20 protein-coding genes are annotated in these 24,630 nt (G+C 74.1%); 6 read left to right on the top strand and 14 right to left on the bottom strand.

The features are described from left to right. Positions 1 to 41 precede the first annotated feature (41 nt). Entirely contained in the window at positions 42 to 1,415 is a 1,374-nt protein-coding gene (proP, locus tag OIE12_RS09790) for a glycine betaine/L-proline transporter ProP (RefSeq protein ID WP_443053790.1), read from the bottom strand. A 361-nt stretch (positions 1,416 to 1,776) separates the two neighbouring features. Between proP and OIE12_RS09785 the strand changes: the two genes are divergently transcribed. Continuing rightward, positions 1,777 to 3,858, top strand: coding sequence for a bifunctional glycosyltransferase 87/phosphatase PAP2 family protein (locus OIE12_RS09785; RefSeq protein WP_329133813.1), 2,082 nt, complete (start codon positions 1,777 to 1,779; stop codon positions 3,856 to 3,858). Between the two features lie 152 nt (positions 3,859 to 4,010). Beyond that, positions 4,011 to 5,675, top strand: a complete 1,665-nt coding sequence (locus OIE12_RS09780) for a glycosyltransferase family 39 protein (RefSeq protein WP_329133811.1) — start codon at positions 4,011 to 4,013, stop codon at positions 5,673 to 5,675. A 228-nt stretch (positions 5,676 to 5,903) separates the two neighbouring features. Here the strand turns inward: OIE12_RS09780 and OIE12_RS09775 are convergent, their stop codons facing one another. The 6 genes from OIE12_RS09775 to OIE12_RS09750 form a co-directional block, all read right to left on the bottom strand. Next, on the bottom strand, positions 5,904 to 6,311 hold the full coding sequence (locus OIE12_RS09775) for a transglycosylase SLT domain-containing protein (RefSeq protein WP_329133809.1): 408 nt from the start codon (positions 6,309 to 6,311) through the stop codon (positions 5,904 to 5,906). Between the two features lie 306 nt (positions 6,312 to 6,617). Further along, on the bottom strand, positions 6,618 to 7,595 hold the full coding sequence (locus OIE12_RS09770) for an ECF transporter S component (protein ID WP_329133807.1): 978 nt from the start codon (positions 7,593 to 7,595) through the stop codon (positions 6,618 to 6,620). Then, entirely contained in the window at positions 7,592 to 9,277 is a 1,686-nt protein-coding gene (locus tag OIE12_RS09765; RefSeq protein WP_329133805.1) for an ABC transporter ATP-binding protein, read from the bottom strand. The genes OIE12_RS09770 and OIE12_RS09765 overlap by 4 nt, the downstream gene beginning before the upstream one ends. Then, a complete protein-coding gene (locus OIE12_RS09760) occupies positions 9,274 to 10,383 on the bottom strand; it encodes a CbiQ family ECF transporter T component (protein WP_329133802.1) in 1,110 nt (369 codons plus the stop codon). The genes OIE12_RS09765 and OIE12_RS09760 overlap by 4 nt, the downstream gene beginning before the upstream one ends. Further along, positions 10,376 to 11,011 (bottom strand): SCO2322 family protein, encoded by a 636-nt coding sequence (locus OIE12_RS09755; RefSeq protein ID WP_329133799.1) that lies wholly within the window; start codon positions 11,009 to 11,011, stop codon positions 10,376 to 10,378. Before OIE12_RS09755 ends, OIE12_RS09760 begins: the two co-directional genes overlap by 8 nt. Then, entirely contained in the window at positions 11,008 to 12,216 is a 1,209-nt protein-coding gene (locus OIE12_RS09750) for a prenyltransferase/squalene oxidase repeat-containing protein (RefSeq protein WP_329133797.1), read from the bottom strand. Before OIE12_RS09750 ends, OIE12_RS09755 begins: the two co-directional genes overlap by 4 nt. Before the next feature lie 427 nt (positions 12,217 to 12,643). Here OIE12_RS09750 and OIE12_RS09745 point away from each other — a divergent pair, with 427 nt between their 5' ends. Genes OIE12_RS09745 through OIE12_RS09735 form a run of 3 tightly spaced genes read left to right on the top strand, consistent with a single transcriptional unit; the run spans position 12,644 to position 15,890 of the window. After that, entirely contained in the window at positions 12,644 to 14,068 is a 1,425-nt protein-coding gene (locus OIE12_RS09745; RefSeq protein ID WP_329133795.1) for a glycosyltransferase family 4 protein, read from the top strand. Beyond that, positions 14,062 to 14,820: a class I SAM-dependent methyltransferase gene (locus OIE12_RS09740; protein ID WP_329133793.1), complete on the top strand. Its 759-nt coding sequence runs from the start codon at positions 14,062 to 14,064 to the stop codon at positions 14,818 to 14,820. Before OIE12_RS09745 ends, OIE12_RS09740 begins: the two co-directional genes overlap by 7 nt. Then, positions 14,817 to 15,890: a prenyltransferase/squalene oxidase repeat-containing protein gene (locus OIE12_RS09735; RefSeq protein ID WP_329133791.1), complete on the top strand. Its 1,074-nt coding sequence runs from the start codon at positions 14,817 to 14,819 to the stop codon at positions 15,888 to 15,890. Before OIE12_RS09740 ends, OIE12_RS09735 begins: the two co-directional genes overlap by 4 nt. A gap of 22 nt (positions 15,891 to 15,912) precedes the next feature. Here the strand turns inward: OIE12_RS09735 and OIE12_RS09730 are convergent, their stop codons facing one another. The 5 genes from OIE12_RS09730 to OIE12_RS09710 form a co-directional block, all read right to left on the bottom strand. Next, a complete protein-coding gene (locus OIE12_RS09730; protein WP_030379624.1) occupies positions 15,913 to 16,206 on the bottom strand; it encodes a hypothetical protein in 294 nt (97 codons plus the stop codon). A 136-nt stretch (positions 16,207 to 16,342) separates the two neighbouring features. Beyond that, positions 16,343 to 17,182, bottom strand: a complete 840-nt coding sequence (locus OIE12_RS09725; protein WP_329133789.1) for a hypothetical protein — start codon at positions 17,180 to 17,182, stop codon at positions 16,343 to 16,345. 173 nt (positions 17,183 to 17,355) lie between these two features. Beyond that, entirely contained in the window at positions 17,356 to 18,309 is a 954-nt protein-coding gene (locus tag OIE12_RS09720) for an N-acetylmuramoyl-L-alanine amidase (RefSeq protein WP_329133786.1), read from the bottom strand. Between the two features lie 10 nt (positions 18,310 to 18,319). Next, a complete protein-coding gene (locus tag OIE12_RS09715; RefSeq protein WP_329133784.1) occupies positions 18,320 to 19,027 on the bottom strand; it encodes a class I SAM-dependent methyltransferase in 708 nt (235 codons plus the stop codon). 92 nt (positions 19,028 to 19,119) lie between these two features. Next, positions 19,120 to 20,892 (bottom strand): MFS transporter, encoded by a 1,773-nt coding sequence (locus tag OIE12_RS09710; RefSeq protein WP_329133782.1) that lies wholly within the window; start codon positions 20,890 to 20,892, stop codon positions 19,120 to 19,122. A gap of 254 nt (positions 20,893 to 21,146) precedes the next feature. Here OIE12_RS09710 and OIE12_RS09705 point away from each other — a divergent pair, with 254 nt between their 5' ends. Further along, positions 21,147 to 22,571 (top strand): DHA2 family efflux MFS transporter permease subunit, encoded by a 1,425-nt coding sequence (locus tag OIE12_RS09705; RefSeq protein WP_329133780.1) that lies wholly within the window; start codon positions 21,147 to 21,149, stop codon positions 22,569 to 22,571. A 48-nt stretch (positions 22,572 to 22,619) separates the two neighbouring features. Here the strand turns inward: OIE12_RS09705 and OIE12_RS09700 are convergent, their stop codons facing one another. Both OIE12_RS09700 and OIE12_RS09695 read right to left on the bottom strand, forming a co-directional pair. After that, positions 22,620 to 23,249 carry a response regulator transcription factor gene (locus tag OIE12_RS09700; protein WP_329133778.1) on the bottom strand — a complete coding sequence of 210 codons (630 nt, stop codon included), beginning with the start codon at positions 23,247 to 23,249 and terminating at the stop codon, positions 22,620 to 22,622. Between the two features lie 53 nt (positions 23,250 to 23,302). Beyond that, the gene (locus tag OIE12_RS09695) at positions 23,303 to 24,613 is read right to left on the bottom strand and encodes a sensor histidine kinase (protein WP_329133776.1); all 1,311 of its coding nucleotides are present in this window, start codon (positions 24,611 to 24,613) and stop codon (positions 23,303 to 23,305) included. Positions 24,614 to 24,630: the final 17 nt, after the last annotated feature.

The raw sequence follows: 24,630 nt of genomic DNA, 5'->3' as shown, positions 1-24,630 counted from the left end.
GCGCGCCGCCCAGCGACCCCGGCGCCGGAAGCCGCGCGACGTCACCCCAGCTCGCTCGGCTCCACCGACGGCTTCGAACCCGGCAGCGGTCGGCCCGCCGACTCCCGCATGAACCAGACCGCCGCTCCGCCCACGACCGCCGCCGCCATCATGTAGTACGCGGGCATCATGACGTTGCCCGTCGCGCCGATCAGGGCGGTGACGACCAGGGGGGTCGTGCCGCCGAAGAGGGACACCGAGACGTTGAAGCCGATGGACAGCGAGCCGTAGCGCACGCGGGTGGGGAAGAGGGCGGGGAGTGCCGCCGGCATCGCCGCGGTGAAGCAGACCAGGAGCAGGCCCAGCGCGCCCATGCCGAGCGCGATGGCGAGCAGGCTGCCCTGGCGGATCAGGAGCAGCGCCGGGACGGAGAGGAGCAGGAAGCCCGCGCAGCCGGTGGCGATGACGGGGCGGCGGCCGACGCGGTCGCTCAGCGCGCCCGCGAACGGCTGGACGATCATCATGAGGGCCATCACGCCGAGCACGACGAGGAGGCCGTGCGTCTCGTCGTACTTCAGTTCGCTGGTCAGATAGCTCGGCATGTACGACAGCAGCATGTAGTCGGTGACGTTGAAGACCAGCACCAGGCCCATGCACAGCAGCAGCGTCCGCCACTGGCCGGTGATCATCTCGCGCAGCGGCACCCGCTCGCGGCTGCGCTCCGCCTTGTCGACCTCCGCCGCGAACGCCGGGGTCTCCTCCAGGCGCAGCCGCAGATAGAGGCCGACGATGCCCATGGGGCCCGCGATCAGGAAGGGGATCCGCCAGCCCCAGGAGAGCAGGTCCTGGTCGGAGAGGAGCGCGGTCAGCACCGTGACCAGGCCCGCGCCGCCGATGTACCCGGCGAGCGTGCCGAACTCCAGCCAGCTGCCGAAGAAGCCGCGCCGCCGGTCGGGCGCGTACTCGGCGATGAACGTGGAGGCGCCCGCGTACTCGCCGCCGGTGGAGAAGCCCTGCACCAGCCGGGCGGCCAGCAACAGCAGCGGGGCGCCGACGCCGAGGGTGGCGTACGACGGGATCAGGCCGATGGCGAAGGTGCCCGCCGCCATCATGATCATGGTGACGGCGAGGACCTTCTGGCGGCCGACGCGGTCGCCGAGCGGGCCGAAGACCATGCCGCCCAGCGGCCGCACCAGGAAGGCCGCGGCGAAGGCGCCGAACGTGGACATGAGCTGTGCGGTGGGGTTCCCGGAGGGGAAGAACACCTTGCCGAGGGTCACCGCGATGTAGCTGTAGACCCCGAAGTCGAACCACTCCATCGCATTGCCCAGGGCGGCGGCCTTGACCGCGCGCCGGACGAGTGCCGGGTCCGTGACGGTGACGCCGGGCGGGGTCGGACGGGTACGGGGTGCGACGGGAGCGGTGATCGCGGCCAAGACTCGGCTCGCCTGCCTTTCGACGGGGACAGGGACGGGGACCCGCGCTCCGTCGAGCAGGCCGGAAATCGACCATACGAGGTGGGGGTGCGGTGACGTGGCGTGACAAAGTAGCTGCAAGCAGCACCCAAAAGTGGTCCGGCCAGGGGGTTCCGGGACGTTTCGGGTCCCTCGTCCGGTTCCCGGATGTGAGCCTTCTCGCGCCCCGGAGGGCCGAAAGGATGTTCGCGGACTATCGTCATCCGGACAAAATGCGGCCGGCTGTCAGGTGAAGAGGGGGTTGTCCGCATCTTCCAAGGAAGACGGGTGCGAGTGTTGGCACAGCGGACATATGGGTGACGGAGCGGGAGGCCGACGCGGCGTGGCGAACGCGGAACACGGTGGACGAGCGGGCGACGCATTCGGTGACACGTTCGGTGACACCTTCGGAGACACGGAGGAGTCGGCCAGAGCCGGGATGAGAACGGCCCGCGTCGTCCTGTGGCTCGTCGCCGCCGTGCTGGCCGTACGGCAGGTCGCCGCCGTCCTCGGCACCCCCGAGGCCGACCGGCTCACCGCCCTGGAGACCTGGGTCGGACCCGACGGCGTCCTGCACGTCAAGGGCTCCCTCTACGACTCGACGCGGTTCACCGGCACCCCGTTCAGCGGACTCGTCCTCAAACCGCTCACCCGCGCCGCCGAACAGGCGCTCGGCTGGGGCTGGACCTTCGGCACCCTGCTGCTCGTCGTCGCCCTCGGGGTGATCGCCGCGCGCGCCCTGCCCCAACCGGTGTCCCGGCGCACCTCGCTGTTCGCCGCCCCCGTGGCGATCAGCCTGCTCATGCTGTCGCTGCCGGTGCGCAACACCCTGTACCTCGGGCAGACCAGCATCATCCCGGTGCTGCTCGTCCTGCTCGGCTGCTTCACCGTGCGCGACCAGCGGGCCGCCGGCGTCCTGATCGGCGTCGCCGCCGCCTTCCAGCCGACGGTGCTGCTCTTCGCCCCGCTGCTGTGGTGGACCGGCCGCCGCCGTGCCACCGCCTGGACCGGCGGCGCCTTCGCCGCGTGCACGGCACTCGCCTGGGCCGCGCTGCCGCACGACTCGAACACCTACTGGGTGCACCACATGGCCGGCGTCGGCCTGGGCGGCGCCGCCGACGGCCTCGCCAACCAGTCCCTGCACGGCGCCCTGCTCCGCCTCGGCCTGAGCGGCCCGCTGGAGATCGCCCTGTTCCTGGCGCTCGGCGCCGCCGTCGCCGTCCTCGGACTGCGCCGCGCCGTGCGCTACGCCCGCGACGGGCAGCTGCTGCTCGCGGTGGCCGTCACCGGGTGCGTCGCGGTCGCGGTGTCGCCCACCGCCTGGCAGCACCAACTGCTGTGGGTGCTGCTCGCTGTCGTGGGACGGGTCGGCCGGCGCGCCTCCGACCGGCTGATGTGGCCCGTCGCCGTCGTCCTGGTGATGTCGCTGCCCGCGAGGATGCTGCTGCCGAACATGGCGGTCCTCTTCCCGCTGCGCGACAACCTCGTCCTGCTGGCCGCGCTCGCCGCCGCCACCGTCGTCCCCTTCCAGCCGCGCTCCTCGCCGTACTACGACCACCCGGTGCCCACCGAGTACGCCCCCGCCGTCCCGGCCCGCTTCCGGCACGTGCCGCTGGTGCCCTTCCTGCGCCGGGTGCTGACCCGGCCCAACCTGCTGCTCGAACTGCTGCTGATCCGCGTCACCTACGCCGCCTACTCCAAGGTCCGGCTCGCCGCGACCGGCGGCTCCAACTCCGCGGGCCGGGCCACCGCCGAGCACCACGGCCACCAGATCCTCTCCGCCGAGCGGTTCCTGCACCTCGACATCGAGCACTGGGCCAACCACGCGGTCGTGAAGGTCGACTGGCTGCGGAACTTCTTCGACTTCTACTACGAGTCGTTCCACTTCGTGGTCCCGCTCGCCGTCCTCGGCGTCCTGTACTGGCGCCGTCCGGTCGACTACCGCTGGGCCCGCACCTCCCTCGGCTTCGCCACGCTGCTCGCGCTCGTCGGCTTCTGGCTCTACCCGTTGGCCCCGCCGCGGCTGATGCCGGGGCTCGGCATGATCGACACCGTGCACGGCGTGCAGGACTTCGCCAAGCCGGACTACGGCACGCTCACCCACCTCACCAACCAGTACGCGGCCATGCCCTCCCTGCACTTCGGCTGGTCCCTGTGGTGCGGTGTGGTCATCGCGGTCCTCGCGCCCCGGTGGTGGATGAAGGCGCTCGGCCTGCTGCACCCGCTGTTCACCGTCTCCGCGATCATCGCCACCGGCAACCACTGGGTGCTCGACGCGGTGGGCGGCGCGGCCGTCGTCGGGGCGGGCCTCGGCCTCTCCTACGTCCTCCAGGGGCCGCGCGCCCGGACGGTGCGGGCGGCGGCGTTGGCCGGACCGCCCTCGCCACCGCCGTCGGCGCCGGAGCCCGAGGTCGCGCGCGGTTGACGCGGGGCGCGGGCGGTCCTGGCCGTCCGCACCGCGTCCGACCTGCGGTTTCCTCTCTCTCCTCGCCCCATGCGCGGGGCCGCTCCGCCGGGTGGCGGTCAAGCCCGGGGGCGCATCTGCCGTTCTCCTGAGCAGCGGCAGCGGCAGCGGCCGTGCGCCCCGAGGCAGCTCAGGAGGAGACCATCACCACGCCCCCCGACATCTCGCGCGCTTCCGGTGTTCCGGGGGCCTCCGTCTCCGTCCTCGTGGCCGCCGAGGGGACGCGCGCCCCGGCGCCCGGCCCGGGCCTCGCCCCGGCGCTCGCCCCGGCGTCCGCGCGGGCGCTCGCGCCGGTTCGGGTGCGGGTGGTGCGGCGGGGCGCGGCCGTCGTACCGGCCCTGCTCGCCACGGTGGCCGGGCTGTGGGAACTCGACCGGCGGCACAGCATGTGGCGCGACGAGGCGGTCACCTACGAGGTCGCCCACCGTCCGCTCGGCGAACTCGGCGAGCTGCTCGGCCGCATCGACGCCGTGCACGGTCTGTACTACCTCCTCATGCACGCCGTCTTCGCCCTCTGGGACGGCGGGCTCGCCGCGCTCCGGCTGCCGTCGGTGGCCGGGGCCGCGCTGGCCGCCGCCGGGGTGGGCGCGACGGGCGCGCGGCTCGCCGGGTGGCGCGCGGGCGTGTGCGCCGGTGAGGTGTTCGCCGTGCTGCCCGCCGTCCAGCAGTACGCGCAGGAGGGCCGCTCCTACGCCCTGGTCTGCGCGGCCGTCACGTGGGGCGGGTACTTCCTGCTGCGTGCGCTGGCGCGGCCCGCCGTCGTGCGGTGGTGGTGCGCGTACGGCGCCGCGCTCGCCCTCGCCTGCTGGCTGCACGAGTTCGCCGTACTGGCGCTGCTCGCCCATGGCGTCACCCTGCGGTGGCTGCGGGTGCCGGGATGGGTGGGGGCGCGATGGGGGCTCGCGGCGGGGGCGGTGGTGGTGGCGGTGTCGCCGTTGGCGCTGGTGAGCCTTGGGCAGTCGGAGGAGCAGCTGGGGTGGCTGGGGCGACCGGGGCCCGAGGTGTGGGCGGGGTTCCTGCTGGTGGCGGGGGCGGGGGTACTGCTCGTGCGGTGGGCCGGGCGGGGTGGGGGTGAGGGCTCGGGGGTCGTGCCGGCGGCCTGTGCGGTGCCGTTGCTCGTGGTGCCGGCGGGGGCGCTGCTGCTCGTCTCGCTGGTGCGGCCTTACTACGTGGACCGGTATGTGCTGTACGGGCTGGAGGGGCTGGCGTTGCCGGCGGGGGTGGTGCTGGAGCGGGGGGTGGCGTGGGCGAGGTGGCGGCGGGCGGGTGCGGTGGCCGTGGCTCTGGCGGTGCTGGTGCCCTGGTCGGTGTTCGTGCGGGCGCCGGAGAGTCGGAAGGACGACGTGGTGGCCGTCGCGGGGGTGGTGGCGCGGGTCGCGCGGCCGGGGGATGCGGTGGTGTTTCTGCCGGGGCGGCGGCGGGAGTGGGTGCTGTGGGCGCCGTCGGTGTACGGGGGGCTGGATGATCTGGCGCTCGGCGAGAGCCCGCGTGCGTCGCGCACGCTGTGGGGGACGGAGGTGGCCGCCGGCGCGATGCGGCGCCGGTTGCTCGCCGCTGAGCGGGTCGTCGCGTTGAGCGACCCGCCCGGCGAGCCGCTCGACCCCGACCGGCGGGAGGTGGTCAAGCGGGAGGTGCTCGCGCGGTGGTTCGTGGTGTGCGGGCGTACGGGGGTGTGGGGGGCTCGCGTCACGGTGTACGCGCGGCCGGGGCACTGTGGGGATTTTCCTCGCCCCCGCCGCCCCTACCCTTCCCGTCCTCAAGGGGCGCTGCCCCTTTGACCCCGGACGTGCGGATGGGTGGGTGGTCGCTCGCGCAGACAATACAGTCCCGCGCCCCTGAAGGGGCGCGGGGAACTGCGCGACCAGCCACGACGCACCCGCAGGCGCCGTACAACACACACCCCCGAGCCATGAGGCGCCGCATGGCGAAGGCGGCGGTCCCGGGGATCGGGGGACCGCCGCCTTCGGCTGAGGTGGTTCTGCCGTCTTCCGCGGAGCGGAAAAGGCTTAGTACCAGTGGTGGGTCTGCCAGAAGTTCCACGCGCCGACGGGGCTGCCGTAGCGGGAGTTCATGTAGTCCAGGCCCCACTTGATCTGCGTGGCCGGGTTGGTCTTCCAGTCGGGGCCCGCGGAGGCCATCTTCGAGCCGGGCAGCGCCTGGACCAGGCCGTACGCACCGGAGGAGGCGTTCGTCGCGGAGACGTTCCAGCCGCTCTCGTGCGAGACGATGTTGCTGAACGCGGCGTACTGCGCGGCGTCCGGGATCATCTGGTGGGCGATCGCCTGCGCGCTGGAGGACGTCGAGGCGTGCGCCGGAGCGGCGGTCATCGCCATGCCGGCCGTGGCGGCGGCCAGGGCGACACCGGTGAGGGCCTTCTTCGGGGAAGCGATGCGGCGGAGCAGGGAGACGGACACGTGAAACCTTTTCTTCGGGGACGTGGGGCCGTCGGCGGCACACGGTGACCACGCGGTGCGTGGGGCGGATGTGTGCCGGGCGCCGGGGCCGGTGGGCCCGGCAGCGCCTGACGACTGCTCCAGAGAAACAGGCCGGACGGATCATCCGCAAACACCCCTTTTACTAGTTGTCGTCGCATCCGGCGAACCGGCCCCTCCTGTGACCTGGCTCTCAAACCCCAGGTCGGCGCCTGTAATGAAGTGTCCGCGTCACGCCCGATCGGCTACGACGCCGGGTCGTAGGTGACGTGGGTCATGTGGGGTGCTTCACCGCTCAACCGTCTCGGTGTGACGGTGCGCGTGCGCCGTCTCACCCTCCGGAGCCGTTTCGGAGCCCTCGAACGTGACCGGCGTCTCGAAGGCGGCCCGTCGGGTGGCCCGGCGCAGCGCCCGCAGCACCGCCGGGCCGAGGGTGAGGGTGAGGACGGCGGTGACGACGGCCCGGCCCAGGTCCCAGCCGAGCGACGTGGCCACGCAGTACGCGACGAAACGGGCCAGGTTGGCCGGGACCGCCGCGTGCGGGTCGAAGGCGATGCCGGAGGCGAGGCCGCCCATGAACGGCCAGCCGGCCAGGTTCATGACCGTGCCGTAGGCGAAGGCGGCCAGGAAGCCGTAGAAGGTGAGCAACGCCAGTTCGCCCCGGCCGCGCAACCTCCCCCAAGTTCTCGACCCTTCCCCCAAGCTCTCAACTTCGTTCGAGCAGGGGGGACCCCCAGGAGCAGGGGGGACCCCCATCGGAGCCGGCAGCAGGCCCGCGCCCATCGTGAACCAGCCCATCGCCAGCATCTGGAACGGCATCCAGGGGCCCACCCCGCCCGTGAGCAGGGCGGAGGCGAACATCGTGACCGAGCCCAGGACGAAGCCGAAGCCCGGGCCGAGGACCCGGCCGCTCAGCACCATGAGGAAGAACATCGGCTCGATCCCGGCCGTGCCCGCGCCCACCGGCCGCAGCGCCGCGCCGGTCGCCGCCAGCACGCCGAGCATCGCGACCGCCTTCGGGCCGAGCCCCGACTCCGAGATCGTCGCCGCCACCACCCCGACCAGCAGCACCAGCAGCCCCGCGAACAGCCAGGGCGCGTCCTGCGCGTGGGCGCTGAGCTGCGACTCGGGCGGCGCGAGGAAGGGCCACCCGAAGGCGGCCACGCCCACCGCGCCGACCAGCACCAGCGCGGCCACGGAACGGGGGCCGAGGCGGACGGCGCGGGGACGTACTGCGCGGGGGCGGCGGGTCGGGCGCGCGGTCATCGCAGGGCCTCCCGGACCTGGGTCACCGTGAGCCACGGCCGCGGGGCGAGGATCTTGGTGACCTGGGGCGCGAAGGAGGGGGAGGAGACGACGACGGCGGCCGTCGGACCGTCGGCGATCACCTCGCCCTCGGCCAGCAGCACCACCCGGTGGGCCAGCTCGGCGGCGAGCTCCACGTCGTGCGTGGCCAGCACGCTCGCGTGCCCCTCGGCGGCCAGCCCCCGCAACACCGTGACCAGGCGGGCCTTGGCCGCGTAGTCCAGGCCCCGGGTCGGCTCGTCGAGCAGGAGCAGCGGCGGGCGGGCGGTCAGCACGACGGCCAGCGCGAGCGCGAGCCGCTGCCCCTCGGAGAGGTCACGGGGGTGGGTGTCGTCGGTGACCCCGGGCAGCAGCTCGGAGACCAGGTCGCGGCAGGTGCCGGAGGCGGCCCCGGCGTCCTGGTCGGCGGCGGCGCACTCGGCGGCGACCGTGTCGGCGTACAGCAGGTCGCGCGGCTCCTGCGGGACCAGGCCGACCCGGCGCACGAGGTCGCGGGGCGCGGTGCGGTGCGGGACCGCCCCGCCGACGCGCACCTCGCCGGCGGACGGCTCCACCAGCCCGACCAGGGTGTTGAGGAGCGTGGACTTCCCGGCGCCGTTGCGGCCCATCAGGGCCACGGTCTCGCCGGGCGCGACGGTGAGGTCGACGCGGTGCAGCGCCCGCACCCCGCCCCGGCGTACGGCGAGACCGCGCACCTCGGCGGCGGGGGCGTCCGCGGACGGCACCTCGGGGGCGCGTCGGCGCAGGAACCGGCGGGCGGGGGAGTGCGGCCGGGGAGCGGGGGGCTTCGCGTGGGCGTGCGCAGGGCCCTCGGGCGCGGGTTCCCGGTCGGCCAGTCGTTCGCGCAGTGCGCCGGCCCGGCGCCGGGCGTCCCGGACGGTGAGCGGAAGCGGGGACCAGCCCGCCAGCCGGCCCAGGTCCACCACCGGCGGGAACACCGGGGACACCGCCATCACCTCCGCCGGGCTGCCGAGCACCGGCGCGGCGCCCGGCGACGGCAGCAGCACGACCTGGTCGGCGTACTGCACCACCCGCTCCAGCCGGTGCTCGGCCAGCAGCACCGTCGTGCCGAGGTCGTGCACCAGCCGCTGGAGGACGGCGAGGACCTCCTCGGCGGCGGCCGGGTCCAGCGCGGACGTCGGCTCGTCGAGGACCAGCACCTTCGGGTGCGGGGTGAGGACGGAGCCGATCGCCACCCGCTGCCGCTGGCCGCCGGAGAGCGTCGCGATCGCACGGTTCCGCAGCCCGGCGAGGCCCAGCAGATCGAGGGTCTCCTCGACGCGCCGCCGCATCACGTCCGGGGCCAGGCCCAACGACTCCATGCCGTACGCGAGTTCGTCCTCGACGGTGTCGGTGACGAAGTGCGAGAGCGGGTCCTGGCCCACCGTGCCGACCACGTCGGCCAGTTCGCGCGGCTTGTGGGTACGGGTGTCGCGCCCGGCGACCGTGACCCGGCCGCGCAGGGTGCCGCCGGTGAAGTGCGGGACGAGCCCGCTCACCGCGCCGAGCACGGTCGACTTGCCGACGCCGGACGGACCGACGAGGAGGACGAGTTCCCCCTCCGGGACCTCGAAGTCCACGCCCCGCACGGTGGGTTCGGCGGTGCCGTCGTACGTCACGGAGACGTTCTCGAAGCGGATCACGACGGCTGCTCCTCGGCGGTTTCCGGCGGTGGTGGGAGGGGCCGCGCGGGCGCGACGAGGGCCGGAAGGAGGCCCAGGAGCACGGCCGCCGCCGGCCACAGCGGCAGCGTGGGCGCGACGAGCGGCACCACGCCGGGGTGCAGGGCGGCCGGATCGGCGGACGCGGCCCACGTGAGCGCCACGGCGACGGCGACGCCGGAACCCGCGACCAGCAGGGCGCGCGGGGTCCAGGTGTCCGGACGGTAGCGGGTGCGCGGGGAACGCCGGCCGCCCAGCCACAGCCCCGCGAGCGCGGCGGCCGCCCCGGCCAGCAGCACCGGCAGCCCGTACGTGCCGCCCGCCGCGGTGAGCAGCCCGTACGTGCCCGCGCACACGCCGAGCAGACCGCCGAGGGTGAGCGCGGCGGTCGTACGGCGCACCGGGGCGGGTACGTCGGCGGTACGGCCGTAGCCGCGCGCGTCCATCGCGGCGGCCAGGGCGACCGACCGCTCCAGGGCGCCCTCCAGGACCGGCAGCGCGACCTGCGCCAGACCGCGCAGCCCCCGGTCCGGGCGGCCCCGCAGCCGGCGGGCCGCGCGCAGCCGCCGGGCGTCCGCGATGAGGTGCGGCGCGAACGTGAGCGCGACGACGACGGCGACGCCCGTCTCGTACAGCGCGCCGGGCAGCGACTTGAGCAGACGGGCCGGGTTGGCGAGGGCGTTGGCGGCGCCGACGCACACCAGCAGCGTGGCCAGCTTCAGCCCGTCGTACAGCGCGAACAGCACGCCCTCGACGGTGACCCGGCCGCCCAGCCGGATGCCCTGCGCCCAGTGCGGGAGCGGCACCTCGGGGAGGGTGAGGAGGGTGTGCGTTCCGGGGATGGGCGAGCCGAGCACGACGGCGAAGGCGAGCCGCAGCAGCAGTACGGCGAGGCCGAGCCGCAGGAAGACGGCGTAGGAGCGGGACCAGGGGGCGGGGGTGCGGTGGGTGGCCACGACGTAGCCGGTGACGGTGAGGAGAAGGGCGAGGAGGAGGGGATTGGTGGTACGGGTGGCGGCGGTCCCGAGGGAAAGGGCCCAGACCCACCAGGCCCCGGGGTGCACGGCACGATCACCGCCCTCACCCACGACGCCTGGCCTGCCAGACCCCCGCCGCCGCCAGCAGGACGATCGCCGCGCCCCCGGCCAGGAGGCCCACGGAGGGGCCACCTCCGTCGTCGTCGGACGTGCCGGCGTCCGAGCCCGCACCCTTCGCCGCGACCTGCTCCCCGCACCCCTTCTGCGGATAACCGGCGATCGCGCACAGCAACGCGTTCGTGTCGTACCGCAACGGCTCCGCCACCGACGCCAGCGCCTCGGCCGTCGTCGCGTCCGGTGCCACCCGCGCGCACGCCACCCGCCGCGCCGGGGGCGTCTCGCCGGAGGGCGCGTCGGCCGCCGTACCGAAGTCGAGGACGAGGGCGACCCGCTTCGCGCCCGCCCGCGCGGGCGTCTTCGCGCAGATGTCCGCGAAGCCGGCGTCCCCGCGCGGCCGCGTGGCGTCGGCGGAGTCCTCGCTCACCGCGAACCGGAACCCCTGCACGTCCCCGTCGGCGGGGCGGGCGAGGGAGGGGCCCTGTGTGGCGTACGTCCAGTGGTCGCCGTCGCGCTCCCAGAAGGACCAGTAGCGGTACCCGGCGGCCCGCGCCTGCCCGGCGCCCGCGAGCAGCAGGAACGCCGACAGGAGCAGGACGGCGGCGCGACGGCGGCGGCTCACGGCTGCTGCCCGGCCTTGCGGCGGCCGCTGAGCAGGAAGCCCATGCCGATGCCGGCGACGAGGCAGACGCCGACGAACCAGTAGACGCCGTAGCTGTCACTGTCGTCGCCCTGCTGGGCCGAGTCCTTGGCCCCCTCCGCCCGCGCCTGGTGCTGCGGGGCCGGGCCGGTGGCGTTGAGGAGCGAGACGAGGTCCTCGCCGCCGAAGTCGTGCGGGTCGGTGCCGGTGGCGTGGGCGGCGAAGACCAACTGGGCGTAGGCGGCGGGGCCGTTCTGCTTCGCCCAGGCGGCGGAGTTCTTCTCCAGCCAGGCGAGCGGCTTCGCGGCCCGCGCCGCACCGCCCTGCGCGGCGAGCGCGACGACGGCGTCGGCGGTGTTGCCGAAGTCGGGCTGATCGGCGGAGCCGGGCAGCGCGGAGATCAGGTGGCCGTCCTTCGCCATCGCCCCGGCGAGGTACGAGGCCCCGTTGGCGGCGGCCTGCTCGGGCGTGAGGTCACCGGTGTCGGAGCAGGGGGCGGTCGCCTTCTTGCCCGCCGGGGCGGCGAGGCCCCTGCCGAGCGCGCCGAGGACACCGGCGGCGGTCGCGTCCGCGTTGGCGGTGAGCCTGCCCTTCTTGTCCGGCTGGAAGGCGAAGGCGCCTTCGCCCTTGCCGTCGCAGGGCAGGGAGAAGGTGAGCAGGGCGTCGTAGGAGGCGTCGAGGTCCTTCTCCCCGGCGGCGGTCAGCGCGCCGATGACGACGGACGTCGAGTTGGCGTCGCTCGCGCCGCCGGGGGAGTAACCCCAGCCGCCGTCCTTGTTCTTGTGGTCCGTCAGCCAGTCCACGGCTTTGCCGACCTCGGTGCCGTGCCCGCCGAGGGCGACGAGGGCCTGTACGGCGGCGGCCGTGCTGTTGGTGTCGACCATGGTCTTGGCGTCGCACGCCTTCGACGGCTCCGCGCGGAACGCGGCGAACGCGCCGTCCGCGCACTGCTGCCCGGTCAGCCAGTCCACGGCCTTGGCGGCGGGCTTCACGCCCACCGTGTCCTGCGCGAGCAGGGCGAGGGACTGCCGCCAGACGCCGTCGTAGGTGGGGTCGGAGCTCCCGTACAGCCCGGAGGGCAGCGCCACCGAGGGCGACGGGGAGGGGGAGGCGGCGACGGCGGGCGCGGCCCCGGCACCGAGCACGGCGACGGCGGCCAGAGCCGTGGCGCAACGGCGGACAGACATGAGCGGCGGGTGCCTCTCCCTGCGGGGCGCCGGGCAGCACGGGACGGACGGACCTCCCGGGCGGCTCGACTCCGCAGACCTCGACGGTGTCGTACGCCGGCGGACGGCCGACGCACCTGAGCCGGTCACGGCGGGCACGGGGCAATCCGGCTCCTCGGTCCTGGTGGACCGAGATACGGCTGCGGGTCAGCGCCGGATTCGCACCGGCTTTCCCCCGTACGGGCGTGATGACGACGCGGCCACTGTACCGGCCCGCCCCCGGGACCACGGCCCGGGTCCGCCGTGGTGCGAATCACCCGGGCCACCGCTCACAGCCTGGCTACCAGCCGGTAGATTCGGAGGCTCTTGAACGATCAAGTCTGAACTTGTTCCGGATTATCGTCCCGACGTAAGGTCGCGGGACCGCGCAGGCAGGAAGGGGCCCGGAGTGACCGCTGAGGCCAGTCAGGCGGGTTCCCCTCCCGGACCTGCCGCCGACGCCGGGCGACCGCTCAGCATCGCGCTCCTCACCTACAAGGGGAACCCGTTCTGCGGGGGCCAGGGCGTCTACGTCCGCCACCTCTCCCGCGAACTGGCCCGCCTGGGCCACCGGGTGGAGGTCATCGGGGCGCAGCCCTACCCCGTCCTCGACGTGCTCGACGAGGGGGCCGACGGGCCGACCCTCACCGAACTGCCCAGCCTCGACCTCTACCGCCAGCCCGACCCCTTCCGCACCCCGAAGCGGGACGAGTACCGGGACTGGATCGACGCCCTCGAGGTCGGCACGATGTGGACCGGCGGCTTCCCCGAACCGCTCACCTTCTCCCTGCGCGCCCGTCGTCATCTGCGCGCCCGGCGCGGCGAGTTCGACGTCGTGCACGACAACCAGACGCTCGGCTACGGCCTGCTGGGCGATGTCGGCGCGCCCCTGGTCACCACGATCCACCACCCCATCACCGTCGACCGGCAGTTGGAGCTGGACGCCGCCGAGGGATGGCAGCGCCGCGCCTCGGTACGCCGCTGGTACGGCTTCACGCGGATGCAGAAGCGGGTCGCGCGGCGGCTGCCGTCCGTGCTCACCGTCTCCGGCTCCTCCCAGCAGGAGATCGTCGAGCACCTCGGCGTACGGCGGGAGAGGGTGCACGTCGTGCACATCGGCGCCGACACCGACCTGTTCGCGCCGGACGCCTCCGTCGCCAAGGTGCCCGGCCGGATCGTCACCACCTCCAGCGCGGACGTGCCGCTCAAGGGCCTGGTGTTCCTCGTCGAGGCGCTGGCCAAGGTGCGCGCCGAACACCCCGGCGCCCACCTCGTCGTCGTCGGCAAGCGGCCCGAGGAGGGGCCGGTGGCGCAGGCGATGGAACGGTACGGCGTCGAGGGCGCCGTCGAGTTCGCCAAGGGCATCTCGGACGCCGAACTCGTCGACCTGGTGCGGTCGGCCGAGGTGGCGTGCGTGCCCTCGCTGTACGAGGGGTTCTCGCTGCCGGCGGCGGAGGCCATGGCGACGGGGACGCCGCTGGTGGCCACCACCGGCGGGGCGATCCCGGAGGTCGCCGGACCCGACGGCGAGACCTGCCTGGCCGTGCCGCCCGGCGATCCGGGCGCCCTCGCCACCGCGCTGGCCCGTCTGCTGGGCGACCCGGAGCTGCGGGCCCGGCTCGGCGCGGCCGGCCGCGACCGCGTGCTGCGGCACTTCACCTGGGCGCGCGCGGCACACGGCACGGTGGCCCACTACCGCGAGGCGATGGCCCGGGCCGCGCACGGCGGCCGTTCCCCGGCGCGGGCGGCCGCCGCCCGCCCCGCTCCCGCTTCTCCCCCCGTCTCCGTCCCCGCCCCCGACGACCCCGACCGCGAAAGCAGGGCCACGTGCTGACCGTCGACTTCTCCCGGTTCCCGCTCGCCCCGGGCGACCGTGTGCTGGACCTCGGCTGCGGTGCCGGCCGGCACGCGTTCGAGTGCTACCGGCGCGGCGCCCGGGTCGTCGCACTGGACCGCAACGGCGAGGAGATCCGCGAGGTCGCCAAGTGGTTCGCCGCGATGGAGCAGGAGGGCGAGGCCCCGGCCGGCGCGACCGCCACCGCCATGGAGGGCGACGCCCTCGCGCTGCCCTTCCCGGACGAGTCCTTCGACGTCGTCATCATCTCCGAGGTGATGGAGCACATCCCCGACGACAAGGGCGTCCTCGCCGAGATGGTCCGCGTCCTCAAGCCCGGCGGCCGCATCGCCGTCACCGTTCCGCGCTACGGCCCGGAGAAGGTGTGCTGGGCGCTGTCCGACGCGTACCACGAGGTCGAGGGCGGCCACATCCGCATCTACCGCGCGGACGAACTCCTCGCCAAGATGCGCGAGGCCGGGCTGCGCCCCTACGGCAGCCACCACGCGCACGCGCTGCACTCCCCGTACTGGTGGCTCAAGTGCGCGTTCGGCGTCGACAACGACAAGGCGCTGCCGGTGCGGGCCTACCACAAGCTGCTGGTCTGGGACATCATGAAGAAGCCGCTGGCCACGCGGGTCGCCGAGAACGCGCTGAATCCGCTCATCGGCAAGAGCTTCGTGGCCTACGCGACCAAGCCGCACCTGCCGGCCGAAGCCGCCGAGGGCACCGCATCGGTGGGCGCTTCGTGACCACTCCCCGGACAGAACACCTCGTCCTGCCCGGGGTCCTCACCGCCGAGCAGGCCGCCGAGACCGTCGCCGGCATCCTCGCCGTGCAGCGGGAGGACGGGGCGATCCCGTGGTTCCGCGGGCACCACCTCGACCCCTGGGACCACACCGAAGCCGCGATGGCCCTGGACGCGGCGGGCGAGCACGAGGCCGCCGCACGGGCGTACGAGTGGCTCGCGCGCCACCAGAACCCGGACGGCTCCTGGTACGCCGCCTACGCCGACGGCGACTTCAGGCGCGTCACCGACCGCGGCCGGGAGACCAACTTCGTCGCCTATCCGGCCGTCGGCGTGTGGCACCACTACCTGTCCACGGGCGACGACACGTTCCTGGACCGCATGTGGCCCATGGTGTACGCGGCCGTCGAGTACGTGCTCGGGCTCCAGCAGCCCGGCGGCCAGATCGGCTGGAAGGGCGAGGACGACGGCGGCGCCACCGCCGAGGCGCTGCTCACCGGCTCCTCCTCCGTCCACCACGCGCTGCGCTGCGCGCTCGCCCTCGCCGAACAGCGCGAGGAGCCGCAGCCGGACTGGGAGCTGGCGGTGGGCGCGCTGCGCCACGCGATCCGCCGGCACCCGGAGCGGTTCCTGGACAAGTCCCGCTACTCGATGGACTGGTACTACCCGGTGCTGGGCGGCGCGCTGGCCGGCGCGGAGGCCACGGCGCGCATCGAGGAGGGCTGGGACCGCTTCGTCGTGCCCGGGCTCGGGGTGCGCTGCGTCGTCCCCAACCCGTGGGTGACGGGCGGGGAGTCCGCCGAACTCGCCCTCACCCTGTGGGCGACGGGCGAGTCCGACCGCGCGCTGGACATCCTCAAGTCCATCCAGCACCTGCGGGACGCGGAGTCCGGGCTCTACTGGACGGGCTACGTCTTCGAGGACGCGACGGTGTGGCCGCGCGAGCTGACGACGTGGACCGCCGGCTCCCTGCTCCTCGCGGTCGCGGCACTGGGCGGCGACGAGGCGACGTGCACGGTGTTCGGCGGCGCGCACCTGCCGAGGGGGCTCGACCCGGACTGCTGCGGGGGCTGAGCCCCGCAGCAGCCGACAGGCGCTAGTGCCGCTGCATCCGGTGGGCGATGGCGTGTCCGATGAACAGGTAGACGACCGCCGCCAAGCCGTAGCCCGCCACGACGCGCGCCCACGCCTCGTCGAACGTGAACAGGTCACGTGACCAGCCGGCCAGCCAGCGGGCCACGTCGTGGACGAACTGCACCAGGTCGTTGCCCGGGTTGGCGTCCAACAGGTACATCAGGATCCAGAGACCCAGGATCAGGGCCATGACATCGGCGACGATCGCGATGACCGTCCCGGCCCCGTTCGCACTGCTGTGATATCGAGGGGACATACCTTGCGGATTGCCGCCGTCCGCCGTATGAAACCCAACCGCTCCCGCGCGGAAGGCAGTTGCGGGTGAGGACGGCGACGGCCCCCCGCCCGGGAGGGCGAGGGGCCGTTCGGTGGTACGGGGCGGACGTGCCGCCTCAGCCGCGCTGGATGCCGCTGGTGTCCTGGAGGACGCCGCGCCGGCCGTCCTGCGTCTGCGCCACCAGCGCGGCACCGCGCTGCTCGACCGCCAGGTACCAGGTGCCCGGCGCGAGTTCGGCGATCTGCCCGCCGGAGTTGTCCTCCGCGAACAGCGGCCGCGTCACCGGCACCGCGAACCAGAACGGCGAGAAGTCGCCGCCCGGCTGCGGCGCCGCCTGCGCCTGCTGCGGCTGGGGAGCCGCGGGGCCCGGCTGCGGCTGCCCGTACGGCTGCCCCGGCTGCGGCTGCCCGCCGAACGACGGCTGCTGCTGCGCGCCCGGGTAGCCGTAACCGGCGGGCGGCTGGGCACCGTAGGGCTGCGGGGCGGCCGGGCGCGGAGCGCCGATGAGCGCCCCCTTCAGCGCCGGCACCAGCGGCGTGGCGACCGCGGCGGCGGCCATCACGAGGGTGGCGATGAGGCCGAGGATGAGACCGACACCGGGGTCGAAGTTGCTGTCCGCGCCCTCGAAGTTGTCGAGACCGCCCACCGGGTCGAAGATGTTGCCGATCGCGCTCCACGCGGCGAAGACCGTGAGCGCGATGCCGAACTGGCCGAGGTCCAGGCCGACGACCTTCGGCACCTGCGGCAGCCCCCGGGCGAGCACGATGAGGACGGCGCCGATGACGCCGGCGAGGAACACGCTCAGCAGGAGCGGTCCGTTGCCCCAGGCGCTGGGGATGTCGACACTGTCCGGGGCGCCGTCGATCGAGTAGTTGTCGAGGAACGACGCGATCAACAGCAACACCGCTGCTCCGATCACCACGCCGTCGCCTCTAGTGAGGGAGCGGATATTCACTTCAGGTCCTTCGTCAGTCGTCTCGTCACCGGCATCGTGGGAGGCGTCGCTGTGCACCGTGTAGCCAGGGCCTGTCGGCCGCGGTGTGAAGCGCGGGGGGTGGCCCCCTCATCGTAGGGAGGACACTATCGTCCGCCTGACATGCGTGTCCGCCCGGTGCCGTGCGACCGCCACTACCCCCGCAGGAAACTCACGATTCCCTCAGAGATTCCCTCCGCCGCCTTCTGCCGCCAGGCCCCGCTGGTCAGCAGCGCCGCGTCCTTGCTATCGCGCATGTTGCCGCATTCGATGAACACCTTGGGAACCGTTGACAGATTGAGACCCCCGAGATCCTTCCGTACGTCCAGGCCGGTACCGCCGCCTATGTAGTTGGAGGGAGCGGTGCCGGTGGCGCGGGCGAAGCCGTCCTTGATCCCGACGCCCAGGTCGCGCGAGGGACCGGCGATCGCACGGGTGTCCGCCGAGCCGGAGTGCACCGCGCCCGGCAGGATGACGTGGAAGCCGCGGTTGCCGGCCGCCGAACCGTCGGCGTGGATGGAGATCGCGGCGTCCGCGTGCGCCTTGTTGCCGATCTGGGCGCGCTCGGTCACGCACGGCCCCCACGGCCGGTCGCCGTCCTGCGTCAGCTTCACGGTGGCGCCCCGCTCCTCCAGGAGCGTGCGCAGCCGGCGGGAGACGTCGAGGGTGAAGTCGGCCTCGGGGTAACCGGCGTTGGTGGCGGTGCCGGTGGTGTCGCACTCCTTGGAGTTGGTGCCGATGTTCACCTGGCGGTTGATCTCGGTGGCGTGCTTGAAGTTGCCCGGGTTGTGACCGGGATCGATCACGACGACCTTGCCCTTGAGGGACCGTCCGCCGGAGCCCGCCGTTCCGGCCGACGCGGACGGGGAGCCCGTGCCGTCCCGGCCGCCCTTCGCGTCCGGCGACGACGGGCCGGCGGAGTGCCCCGAGACGCCCGCCGCCTGCGCGGACGGGCCGGAACCGCCGGATCCGCCGGAGTCGCCCACCACCTCGTAGACCAGCCAGCCCGCCAGCGCGGCCGGCACCAGCGCGGCGAGCGCCACGGTGAAGGGACCACGCCGGGAACGGCGTTGCGGAACGGGCTCGAACTCTGGACCGACGTACGACACGACAGCGAGCCTATCGGCGCGCGGCGGCGGCGTCGTGCGAACCGGACGGGGCGGGGGCCGGTGCGGATACGGGAGCGGGAGCGGTCCGTCGTAGGACGCGCAGCGAACCCGTCGCCGACACCTCCGTGAACGCGCCCGACTCCAGCGCGCGCAGATACACCCGGTACAGGGCCTGCCCGGTGAACTCGTCCTCCACCACCGGGAACACGTCGTGCAGGACGAGGAGGCCGCCCTCGGCGACATGGGGCGCCCAGCCCGCGTAGTCCGCGCCCGCGTGCTCGTCGGTGTGGCCGCCGTCGACGAAGACCAGGCCGAGGGGCGAGTTCCAGACCGCGGCGACCTGCGGGGAGCGGCCGACGAGGGCGACGACGTGGTCCTCCAGACCCGCCCGGTGCAGGGTGCGGCGGAAGGTGGGCAGGGTGTCCATCAGGCCGACCTCGGGGTCGACCGTCTCCGGGTCGTGGTAGTCCCAGCCGGGCTGCTGCTCCTCGCTGCCCCGGTGGTGGTCGACGGTGAGCGCGGTGACGCCGGCGTCCCGGGCGGCGTCGGCGAGGAGGATCGTCGAGCGGCCGCAGTACGTGCCGACCTCCAGCAGCGGCAGCCCGAGCCGCCCGGCGTCGACGGCCGCCGCGTAGAGGGCGAGCCCTTCGTCGGTGGGCATGAACCCCTTCGCCGCCTCGAACGCGGCCAGGATCTCGGGCTTCGGTGCCGGCGGCATGGGGCCTCCCTCGGTGGTGCACGGGGCCCCCATGCTGCCGCACCCCCCGCCGGGGACCGACGGGGGGTGCGGGGCGCGTGCGCCGGACGGGATCAGGCCGTGACCGTCTCCTCCGGCAGGGGGCGGTCCCCGCCGGGCAGCGGCAGTGCCAGGTCCAGGTCGACCGGGCGGTCGTCGCCCGCGTGCGTGGCGCGGGAGGCGTGCGGGCCGTGCCCGGCGGCCTTCGCGGCCAGCACGTACGGGCCCTCGGCCGGGACGGCGAGCGTGTAGCTGCCGTCGGCGCCGGTGAGCGTCGCGCCCGCCTGGCGGCCCCGGCGGTCGATCAGGGTGACCCGGGCGCGGGCGACCGGGGCGCCGGCGGCGTCCAGGACCCGGCCGCGGAAGCCGCCGCCGAGCAGTTCCCGCGCCCGCTTGAGGGCCGCGTCCTCCTCGCTGTCCGCGACCAGGACCGGTGCGGTCGCGGGCCGTCGGCCGGGCAGGAAGAGGGCCAGCACCACGCCGACCACGACCGCGCCGGTCGCGATCAGGAACGAGATCCGGAAGCCGTGCATCGTCGGCAGCACCGCACCGCCCGCGTGGGTGGCGCTGTTGGCGAGGACCATGCCGATGACGGCGCTGGAGGTCGAGGTCCCGATGGAGCGCATCAGCGTGTTGAGGCCGTTGGCCGCGCCCGTCTCGGAGGCCGGGACCGCGCCCACGATCAGCGCGGGCAGCGAGGAGTAGGCCAGACCGATGCCGGCGCCCAGCACGACCGAGGTGACGATCGTCTGCCAGGCCGCGCTCATCAGGCCGAGCCCCGCGCCGTAGCCGACGGCGATGATCAGCATGCCGAGGATCAGGGTGACCTTGGGGCCGAACCGGGCGGAGAGCCGGGCGTAGACGGGTGCGGTGAACATCATGGTCAGGCCCAGCGGCGCCACGCACAGACCGGCGACGACCATGGACTGGCCGAGGCCGTACCCGGTCGACTTCGGGAGCTGGAGCAGCTGCGGCAGGACCAGGGAGACGGCGTAGAAGGCGACGCCGACCATGACCGAGGCGAGGTTGGTGAGCAGCACCTCACGGCGGGCGGTGGTGCGCAGGTCGACCAGCGGCGCCTTCAGACGCAGCTCCATGAGGCCCCACAGCAGCAGGACGACCACGGCGGCGGCGAACAGGCCGAGCGTCCGCGCCGAGGCCCAGCCCCAGTCGCTGCCCTTGGTGATCGGCAGCAGGAGCAGGACGAGCCCGACGGACAGGCCGAGCGCGCCCGCCACGTCGAAGGTGCCCCGGGCGCGCATCGGGGACTCCGGCACGGCGACGAGGGTGAGGACGATGCAGAGGACGCCGAGCGCGGCGGCGCCGAAATAGAGGGCGTGCCAGTCGGCGTGCTGGGCGACCAGCGCGGCGGCGGGCAGCGCGAGTCCGCCGCCGACGCCGATCGAGGAGCTCATCAGGGCCATCGCCGAGCCGAGCCGCTCACGGGGCAGCATGTCGCGCATCAGACCGATGCCCAGCGGTATCGCGCCCATGGCGAAGCCCTGGAGCGTACGGCCGACGATCATCGGCAGCAGCGCGCTGGTGAAACCGCTGATCAGCGCGCCGACGACCATCACGGCGAGGCTGAACAGCAGCATCTTGCGCTTGCCGTAGAGGTCGCCGAGCCGGCCCATGATCGGCGTGGCCACGGCGCCGGAGAGGAGGGTGGAGGTCAGGACCCAGGTCGCGTTGCCCGCGGAGGTGTCCAGCAGGACGGGCAGATCCTTGATGACCGGGACGAGCAGCGTCTGCATCACCGCGACGACGATGCCCGCGAAGGCGAGCACCGGGACGACCGCGCCTCCGGTCGCTGCCCGGGAAGGCCGGTCGGTCGACGTGTGCGTCATGAAAGGAGGCCTCCAGGCCGGGATAAGGGGTGGTGGTGCGCGTGGGTCGGGTACGCGTCGCGTCGGTCGCGTACGCGGGTTGCGTGCAGGGTGAACCTTGTATGCGCGGGCAACTATTCCGATGCTTCGGGTCACTAACTAAATCTTGACCGACTTTAAGGTTTCATGACTATCTGGCGTAGTGTCAGTTGGATGGCCGGGCCGGGCGGCGAAATGCCGATGCGACTGTCAGTGGTCGCTGCGAGCATGGCCGCATGCTCCGAGCAGTGTCAGAGACCCGTACGCCGTCCGTGACCGCGCCGCCCGCCTGGGCGGTGGTCGCGCTCGCGTGCGCCGGGCAGTTCCTCGTCGTCCTGGACGTCTCCGTGGTCAACGTGGCGCTGTCCTCGATGCGCACCGACCTCGGGCTGAGCGCGCCCGGGCTCCAGTGGGTGGTCAACGCCTACGCCATCGCCTTCGCCGGGCTCATGTTGCTCGGCGGCCGGGCCGGGGACCTGTACGGGCGCAAGCGGATGTTCGTGGTCGGGCTCGGCCTGTTCACGCTGGCCTCGCTCGCCGGGGGTCTGGCGCAGGAGGGCTGGCAGTTGCTGCTCGCCCGGGCGGTGCAGGGCCTGGGCGCGGCGGTCCTCGCGCCCTCCACGCTCACCCTGGTCACCGCGGCGGTGCCGGAGGGTGCAGCCCGGGCGCGGGCGATCGCCACCTGGACCGCCGTCGGCGCGGGCGGCGGCGCCGCGGGCGGGCTCGTCGGCGGGGTCCTCGTGGACGCGCTGTCCTGGCGCTGGGTGCTGCTGATCAACGTGCCCGTCGGCGCGGTCGTCCTGGCCGGCGCCGCCCGCGGACTGCGGGAGAGCCGCGCGGGGGACGGCCGGCGGCTGGACGTGGCGGGCGCCCTGCTGGTCACGGCCGGCCTGGCGACACTGGCCTACGGGATCGTGCGCAGCGAGGCCGACGGCTGGACGGCGCCCGGGACCCTGGCCCCGCTGGGCGCCGGTCTCGCCCTGGTCGCGCTGTTCCTGGCGGTGGAGGCGCGCACGACGGCGCCGCTGATGCCGCTCGCGCTGCTGCGGCTGCGGTCGGTGGCCTCGGCCAACGTGGCGATGTTCGTGTGCGGTTCGGCGATGTTCTGCATGTGGTTCTTCATGACCCTGTACGCGCAGAACGTGCTCGGCTACAGCCCGCTGGAGGCCGGGGCCGCCCTCATACCCAGCTCGCTCGCGGTCCTGCTGGGCTCCAAGGGGGCGCCCTGGCTGATGCCGTCGCTGGGCGCGCGCAACGTGGCGGTGCTCGGCACGCTGGTCGCGGCGGCCGGCTTCGGGTGGCAGTCGACGATGACGGCCGACGGCGGGTACGTCACCTCGATCATGTTGCCGGGGGTGCTGATGATGCTGGGCGCGGGCCTGGCGGCCACCCCGCTGGCCTCCCTCGCCACCTCGGGGGCGGCGGCGGACGACGCCGGCCTCGTCTCCGGACTGGTCAACACCTCGCGCACGATGGGCGGTTCGCTCGGCCTCGCGGTCATGTCGACGATCGCCGCGACCCGCACGGGGGACCGCACCACGGGCGCCGCCCTCACGGAGGGCTACGCGCTGTCGTTCCGGGTCAGCGCCGTCGTCCTGCTGGCGGGGGCGGCGGTCATGACGGCGTGGCTGCCGAGGAGGCATGCGACGGCGCACGGGTGAACGTACGGCGGTGAGCCGGTGCCCGGCCGGGGTGGGCCGGGGGCCGGGTCACAGCCAGCCCTGGTGGCGGGCCTCCCGGAGGGCCTCCGTGCGGTTGCGGGTGTGCGTCTTGCCGATGACCGACGACAGGTAGTTGCGCACCGTCGACTCCGACAGTTGGAGCCGGGCCGCGATGTCGGCGACCGTCGCCCCGTCCGCCGAACCGCGCAGCACGTCGCACTCGCGCGGCGTCAGCGGACTGGGCCCCGCGCTCAGGGCCGCCGTGGCGAGCGTCGGGTCCACGACGCTCTCGCCCGCCAGCACCCGGCGGATCGCCGCGGCCAGTTCCTCCACCGGACCGTCCTTGACCAGGAACCCAGCCGCGCCCGCCTCCATGGCCCGGCGCAGATAACCGGGACGCCCGAACGTCGTCAGTATCAGCACCCGGCACCCGGGCACCCGCACCCGCAGCTCCGCCGCCGCGTCCAGACCGCTCATGCCCGGCAGTTCGATGTCGAGCAGCGCCACGTCCGGCCGGTGCTCCAGCGCGGCGGCCACGATCGCGTCGCCCGTCGAGACCTGGGCGACCACCTCCAGGTCGTCCTCCATGCCGAGCAGCAGGGCGAGCGCGCCGCGCATCATCCCCTGGTCCTCGGCGAGCAGCACACGGACGGGCTCGGCGCGGGGTGTCTCGTTCACGGCCCAAGAGTAGGGAACGGGCGTGTGACCGAGCGAGCGGCACGGCCGGCCGGTCACACGGCCCCGGACGCCGCGGCCGCGGCCGTACCCTCCGTTCCGCTCCTGGACGGCTCCGCCACCCCCTCCGGATCCCGGGGGAGTTCGGCGGTGACCGTGAAGCCGCCGCGCGGCGAGGGGCCGGCCCGCAGCGAGCCGCCCGCCGTCGCGAGGCGCTCGGTCAGCCCCTTCAGACCGGTACCGCCGCCCGAGGCCCCGCCCCCGCCGGCCGCCTCCCCGCCCCCGCCACCGCCCCCGTCGTCGGTGACCGTCAGCCGGATCCGCTCGGCCGACGACGACCCGTCGACGGCTATCTCGCACCGCCGCGCCCCGCTGTGCCGCACCGCGTTGGTGACCGCCTCGCGCACCACCCAGCCCAGCAGCGCCTCCGTCGCCGGCGCCAGCGGCGGCCCCGACCGCCGGACGACGGGCTCGATGCCGGCCGCGGTCAGCGCCGAGGACGCCCGGTCCAGCTCGGTGGCGAGACTGCCCTCGCGGTACCCGGTCACCGCCTCCCGGATCTCGGTCAGCGCCTGTCTGCCGACCGACTCGATGTCGGTGACCTGCGCCAGCGCCGCCTCCAGATTCCGCGGGGCCAGCCGGCGCGCGGCCTCCGACTTGACGACGATCACCGACAGCGTGTGCCCGAGCAGATCGTGCAGATCACGGGAGAACCGCAGCCGCTCCTCCTCCACCGCCCGCCGCGCCAGTTCCTCCCGTGCCGCCCGCAACTGCCGGACCGCCTCCGACAGGGAGAGGATCGCGGCCGTCACCATCGTCGACAGGAACGTGCCGTAGGAGACGCCGATGGCGTCCCAGCCCTCGCGCAGTCCGGCGACTACGGTCGCCAGCGCGGTCAGCCCGAGGGCGTGTCTGCCGAGCCACGGCCCCCGCACCACCGCCCCCGTCGCCAGCCCGAGCAGCGGGAAGAACAGCAGCCAGTTGCCGCCGTACCCGATGGCCAGGCCGCAGGTCACCAGCCCCATCAGCACCAACGCGAGGCGCGTGGAGCGGGCCTCGCGCGCCACCGCGTGGAAGGCGCGGAACACCACGTAGATGTACAGCGAGTTGAAGGCCAGCAGCCCCAGGGCCCCGATCCACGCGTTGGGCGTCTCGCCCTGGAACAGATTGGAGAACGCGCCCATCCCCATCAGCAGCCACGGCAGCAGCGTGAAGCCGGTGGGCGGGGGGCCCGGGGTCTCGGGCGCCCGCCCGGCCTTCCGGGCGGCCCGGTACTCGGTCCGCGTCCGTTTCCAGTCCTCCCGCCAGGCCGCGCGTGCCGCCCGCCACGCCCGCCATTGGCAGGAGACGCTCCGCATCCAGCTCATGTTCCGTACTCCCAGGC

The organism is Streptomyces sp. NBC_00670 (assembly GCF_036226765.1).
In the GTDB taxonomy this organism is placed as follows: domain Bacteria; phylum Actinomycetota; class Actinomycetes; order Streptomycetales; family Streptomycetaceae; genus Streptomyces.
The sequence above is the reverse complement of the archived record's forward strand: the minus strand, read 5'-3'. Positions and strand labels throughout refer to the sequence as shown.

Bases quoted from the DNA above. Each gene is read 5' to 3' on its own strand.
- OIE12_RS09770 (WP_329133807.1), bottom strand. From the start codon at position 7,595: ATGACCGCGCGCCCGACCCGCCGCCCCCGCGCAGTACGTCCCCGCGCC.
- OIE12_RS09750 (WP_329133797.1), bottom strand. From the start codon at position 12,216: ATGTCTGTCCGCCGTTGCGCCACGGCTCTGGCCGCCGTCGCCGTGCTC.
- OIE12_RS09730 (WP_030379624.1), bottom strand. From the start codon at position 16,206: ATGTCCCCTCGATATCACAGCAGTGCGAACGGGGCCGGGACGGTCATC.
- OIE12_RS09715 (WP_329133784.1), bottom strand. From the start codon at position 19,027: ATGCCGCCGGCACCGAAGCCCGAGATCCTGGCCGCGTTCGAGGCGGCG.
- OIE12_RS09710 (WP_329133782.1), bottom strand. From the start codon at position 20,892: ATGACGCACACGTCGACCGACCGGCCTTCCCGGGCAGCGACCGGAGGC.
- OIE12_RS09705 (WP_329133780.1), top strand. From the start codon at position 21,147: ATGCTCCGAGCAGTGTCAGAGACCCGTACGCCGTCCGTGACCGCGCCG.
- OIE12_RS09695 (WP_329133776.1), bottom strand. From the start codon at position 24,613: ATGAGCTGGATGCGGAGCGTCTCCTGCCAATGGCGGGCGTGGCGGGCG.